This window comes from Clostridium brassicae (genome assembly GCF_026738875.1).
Taxonomy (GTDB): domain Bacteria; phylum Bacillota; class Clostridia; order Clostridiales; family Clostridiaceae; genus Clostridium_H; species Clostridium_H brassicae.
Genome location: NZ_JAPQFJ010000047.1, coordinates 1 through 5,590, shown reverse-complemented (window position 1 = coordinate 5,590; position 5,590 = coordinate 1). Strand labels below are relative to the sequence as shown.

The window sequence follows — 5,590 nt, the reverse complement described above, 5'->3', positions numbered from 1 at the left end:
AAGAGCAAATAAATCATATGGATTCATCTTTGACTCTACACCATCTCTTATTAAAACTCCTGTAACAGGATCTACCTGCACATTTGAACTTCCTGGCACTTGTTTAATACATACTATCATTTCCATATATTTTTCCTCCATTTCCTTTTATGTATTGATTTTTAAATTTTAAATTCAATAATCTTAAATAAAGTCATTCAGTTTCTATAATTAAACTGCTGTTTTAATATGTCATTATAAATATTAAAATGAGTTAAAGTTTTATTTTTGAACATCTTTATTAAAAGTTTCTCATTTATAAACATCTAGTTTGATTAACATAGTTGGTACGATTGTCATACCAGTAACTGTAAAAAAATGTTTAAATGTATTATTGTATTATTTATATAAGTTTTTTAACTCTTATCTCAAATAATCAATTCTAAGTTTCAGGTAGATTTTAATCAAAGTAACTCTATCAACTTTATCTGAAACTTAGAAAACTTGTCTACATCCATCTTGTCTACAAATATACTATAGTATATTTGTAAAATAAAATTTAAAATTATATATAAATTGTTTAATATAAACACACATATTCTCTTTTAAAAAATCGTTTTCATAAATACATTTACAATAATGAGAGCAAATATGCCTGTCAATATTCCATAACTTAGAGATATTTTTATATTATTCTTTATAATTTTTCCCTCTTTACCTACTAATCCAACAGTTGTAAGTGCTGCTACTACATTATGTACACATACCATGTTTCCTGCTGCTGCACCTATTGATTGAAGCGCCAATATAGGAGTTACAGATATACCTATTTGTTTTGCAGCACTAAATTGTAGTGCTCCAAACATAATATCCGATACTGTTGCACTTCCTGATATAAAAGCTCCTAGTATACCAACTATTGGTGCTAGTATATACCATCCTTTTCCTGCAAAACCTGCTGCTGTTTTAGCTATTACTATAAGCATAGAATCTGCTTTTACTGCAGCTCCTGAATTCATCATTATATAAGTCATTCCTAATGCAAAGAATAATGCTATAGCTGATGGTTTTATCTGCTTCAAAGTCTCCTTCCAACAACTTACTGCCTCTTTTCTATCTAACCCATGCATAAATGGTATCATTAACGCAACTAACATAAACGGTATAACACCTGGATTATAAAGAGGTGTTATTCCTCTCGATAAAGATGTGCCTAAAATATTATTCCATGATATATTCCATGATTTTAATATAGGAGTAATGCCTATCCATTTTAAACGTCCTAATAAAAGTAATATTCCTATTAATACATATGGTCCCCATGCTTTTCCCGCACTCATTACTTCTTTATTTTTATCTGTACTACAAGTTACTGCAACTTCGCCTTCCCAATCTTCTTCCCATTCATCGTGGGGTTTAAAATCCCAACTTGTTTTTGGTACAAAAAATCCTTTTTTTATTGCTCTTATAAACACTGGAATTGCTATTAAAGCACCAAGTAATGATGGAAGTTCTGGTCCTACAAAATTTGAAATCACCACTTCAGGTACAGTAAAAACTAATCCCCCAAATAAAGCTAGTGGTAATACTTCTAATCCTTTTTTAATACTCTTATCTACAATAAGAGTCATAGAACAAACCATAGCAAGTGGTATAAATGATCCTACTAAAAGATGTAGTATTCCTGCAAAACCACCTACATTAGTTAAAAAAGTTGTGAAATCTCCATTAAATCCTCCAGCTTCCACCATAGTTTTTAAGCTTGCAAATCCTCCTATTATTGGAGTCCCTACTGCACCGAAAGTTACTGGCGCACTATTCCCAATTAAAGCTACCATTGCTGCTACTAATGGTGGAAATCCTAATCCCACAAGTAGTGGAGCTGCTACTGCTGCTGGCGTTCCAAATCCTGCTGCTCCTTCAAAGAATGCTCCCATTAAAAACCCTATTATAATAACTTGAACTCTTCTGTCAGTAGATACAGACGCCATTGAATGAGCTATTCCATCTACTCCTCCACTTTTCTTCATTATTTGAAGAATAAGTAGTGCCCCATATACTATAAACAATATGTCTATTGTATTTATAGCTCCTGTTATAGTTGCTGCTCCTATCCATTTCCCTGGCATTTTCCAAAATGTAGCTGCCAATATCATAGATGAAAAAAAACCTACAGGCATTGCCTTAGTAGATGGCAAATCAAACTTTATCATCAAAACACCTACTAGTATAATTGGTACTAATGCTATTAATGCTAACATTTTTTTACCCCTCTTTCAGTTTTATATTCTCTATCAAATAAGTAAAAATGCAGCTACATTTTCTTATTAAAATTAATGGTATGATAATCAGATAATCATATCATCATTCAACAGCTTAGATATTATCACACAATTTTAAACTTTTCCACAATAGTTATTTTATTAACATTTGCTTTCTTATTGCAAGTTATGTAATCGATTACCATCATATAAGCTTTTTAATGAGGATTTTATTTTTTTAAAATCTTTTGGTTTTATATTTTTGGTTAGTTATTGTATAAAGTTAGTTATTTGTCAAACTTTCATGTATTTTAGCAAAAAATAACATAAGCAGCATTTAATTTATTTATTTTTCATTTTTAAAATAAATAAATTAAATGCTGCTTAAAAATACACATTATTTTTTATTAACTTAGTTCTATAAGATTTTCATTTATCAATTCCATATGCATTCTCATAATTGCTGCAGCCTCTTGAGAGTCTCTTTTTGAAAGAGCATTGAATAGACATTGATGTTGATAATCAATAATATCTTTATTCCCTTCATTTTTAAGTATCTGAGCTCTAGCATCTTTTATAAAAGAATCTATTAAAGTAGATATTGTATTTAATATAGTCACTATAAGAAAATTTCTTGAAGCTTTTGCAATTTTATAGTGAAATTCCTTATCTATTTTTACTTTTTTTTCTTCATTTTCACAATCTTTCATCATACCTAATAACTCTTTTAATTCTATCAACTCTTCATCTGTTATAGTCTTCGCTGCAAGAGCAGCTGTTTCTACTTCTATAACTCTTCTAAGTTCAAAGACCTCACTTGGTCTACTTTGATTAAGCATAAACATAATGGAAAGAGGCTCAAATAAACTATTATCAAAATTTTCTTTAACGAAATTCCCCTCACCTTGCCTACAACTAATTAATCCTATAACCTCCAGAGCTCTTAATGCCTCTCTTATAGATGCTCTACTAACCCCTAATTGAGATGATAATTCTCTTTCAGAAGGTAATTTATCTCCTTTCTTAAGACTTCCATCTGATACCATTGCTTTTATCTGAAGAATTACTTGCTCATATACTTTTGTGGTTTTTATTGTTGTAAACACTGGTCATATTCCTCCCAACATCCCATATTTGTATATCCTTTTTATAATTATATAATTTATCTTTCTCAAAGGTCAATAACTAATTCAAGAATTTTCCTTTAATTGACTTGAATCCATCATGAATATTCTTTAATCTGAAAAATACTTTTACGAAAATTTTCCATTGACCAGTTTAATATTATTATATTATATCATTATAAAATCTCTTTATTCTAATTATAAACAAAAATAAAGATAGGCCAAAAGTCTATCTTTATTTTCACATTCTAAAATTGCTTTTTATTATACTAAGGATGTTTAGAGCATAAATTATTTATTAGATAAATATTTTTATCTACTGACAAACTTTTCCTGGGTTTAATATATTTTTAGGATCAAATACTGTTTTGATTCCCTTCATAACTCTCATGTATTCTTTACCATATTGCTGGAACATGAACTCTCTCTTAGCATACCCTATGCCATGTTCTCCTGATACTAACCCATTTAGCTCTTCTGATTTTTTATACATACATTCAAATACTTCTTTCAATTTGTTTTTCCATTCTTCATCACCTAAGTTATCTTTACAAATATACACATGTAAGTTTCCATCTCCAGCGTGTCCAAAGCTTGGTATTCTTATATCAAATTCTTTTGATAAATCATGAGTATACTTTATAAATTCTGCTACTTTATTTCTTGGTACTACAACATCACATTCATCCATTTCTGGAGTAGTTGCATTAATTGCTTCAAGAAAAGCTCCTCTTGCTGACCATACTGATTCTTTTCTTTCATCTGTATCAACTATGAATACATCTAATGCGCCTTCTGATAAACATAAGTCCGCAACAATTGAATAATCATTTTCAACTTGCTCTGGAGTATTTCCATCAAAAGTTAATAAAAGGTATGCATCTGATGAATTATCTGGGAATTTCTTTCCTAAAAATTCTTCTGCTGCAAGTATAGTATCTCTTTCCATAAATTCTATGGCTGTTGGTATGGCTTTTGATTTTATGATTTTAGGTACCATTTCTATAGATTTTTCTAAATCATTAAATGGAATTAACAAACTTACTGATTTTTTGGGTAGTGGTAATAACTTAAGTACAGCCTTTGTAATTATTCCAAGTGTTCCTTCTGAACCTATTATTAAATCTTTTATACTGTAACCTGAACTATTCTTAACCACTTTTCCGCCTAATTCTAATATTTCTCCAGTCGGTAGTACCACCTCAAGTCCTCTTACATAATCCCTTGTTACTCCGTACTTAACAGCTCTCATTCCACCTGCATTAGTACTTATATTTCCTCCTATTGTAGCACTCTTTTCACCTGGATCTGGTGGATAAAAAAAGTCATGTTCCTCTACAAATTTTCCTATCTCCATAAGAAGAACCCCTGGCTCTACTGTAAGTGTTAAGTTTTCTTCATCTAATTCTAAAATGCTATTCATTTCTGTTAAATCTATCATTATTCCACCATGAATTGGTACTGATGCTCCTACAAGTCCTGTACCTGAGCCTCTAGCTACAACTGGAATAGTATTTTCATATGCATGTTTCATTATTTTTGAGACTTCTTCTTGTGAATGTACTTTTACTAACACATCTGGCATATGACTTATTCCACCTAATTCATCATGGCTATAGTCTTCGCTTATTTCTTCCCCTGATAGCACATTATCTATACCAACTACTTCTTTTATAAATTCGATATCCTTAGCGTTTACTTTATTATATTCCATTCTTAAAACCTCCCCGATTACTATATATTAAAGTGTTGCTGCTACTTCACTTAGGCTCTTTCCACTTTTTAAACTCTCTATTAATGCTGGAACTATTTCATACATATCTCCCACTATTGCGTAGTTTGCCACTTTCATTATTGAAACATCTTCATCTTTATTTATAGAGAATATGCATTCTGAGTTATTCATACCTGCTACAAATTGAATAGCTCCTGATATACCTAGTGTTATTATAAGTTTAGGTTTTACTGTTCTTCCACTTAATCCTATTTGTTGCTTAGCATCTATCCAACCAGCTTCTACCATTGGTCTTGTTCCTGCTACTTTACCTCCCAAAAGGTCTGCTAGCTCTTGTATCATTGCCATATCTTTTTCTGATTTCAATCCTCTTCCTACAGCTACTATTACTTCTGCTTCTGATATACTTTCTTCTTTTTCCTTTTCTATAACATCTAAAACTGTTATATTAGATATTAATTTAGATGTATCCATTTCACAAGAAGTTATTT

4 protein-coding genes and 1 pseudogene are annotated in these 5,590 nt (G+C 30.5%); all 5 read right to left on the bottom strand.

Annotated elements, in window-relative coordinates:
• Positions 1-126 (bottom strand): annotated as a pseudogene (locus OW729_RS19170) (electron transfer flavoprotein subunit beta); the annotation flags it as partial.
• Positions 127-584: 458 nt separating this feature from the next.
• A complete protein-coding gene (locus tag OW729_RS19165) occupies positions 585-2,240 on the bottom strand; it encodes an L-lactate permease (protein WP_268063137.1) in 1,656 nt (551 codons plus the stop codon).
• Between the two features lie 407 nt (positions 2,241-2,647).
• Complete coding sequence (locus OW729_RS19160; RefSeq protein ID WP_268063136.1) at positions 2,648-3,346, bottom strand: FadR/GntR family transcriptional regulator; 699 nt, start codon at positions 3,344-3,346, stop codon at positions 2,648-2,650.
• Positions 3,347-3,680: 334 nt separating this feature from the next.
• Positions 3,681-5,078, bottom strand: coding sequence for an FAD-binding oxidoreductase (locus OW729_RS19155; RefSeq protein WP_268063135.1), 1,398 nt, complete (start codon positions 5,076-5,078; stop codon positions 3,681-3,683).
• Positions 5,079-5,105: 27 nt separating this feature from the next.
• On the bottom strand, positions 5,106-5,590 hold a 485-nt coding region (locus OW729_RS19150), incomplete at its 5' end, for an electron transfer flavoprotein subunit alpha/FixB family protein (RefSeq protein ID WP_268063134.1).

Bases quoted from the DNA above. Each gene is read 5' to 3' on its own strand.
- OW729_RS19165 (WP_268063137.1), bottom strand. From the start codon at position 2,240: ATGTTAGCATTAATAGCATTAGTACCAATTATACTAGTAGGTGTTTTG.
- OW729_RS19155 (WP_268063135.1), bottom strand. From the start codon at position 5,078: ATGGAATATAATAAAGTAAACGCTAAGGATATCGAATTTATAAAAGAA.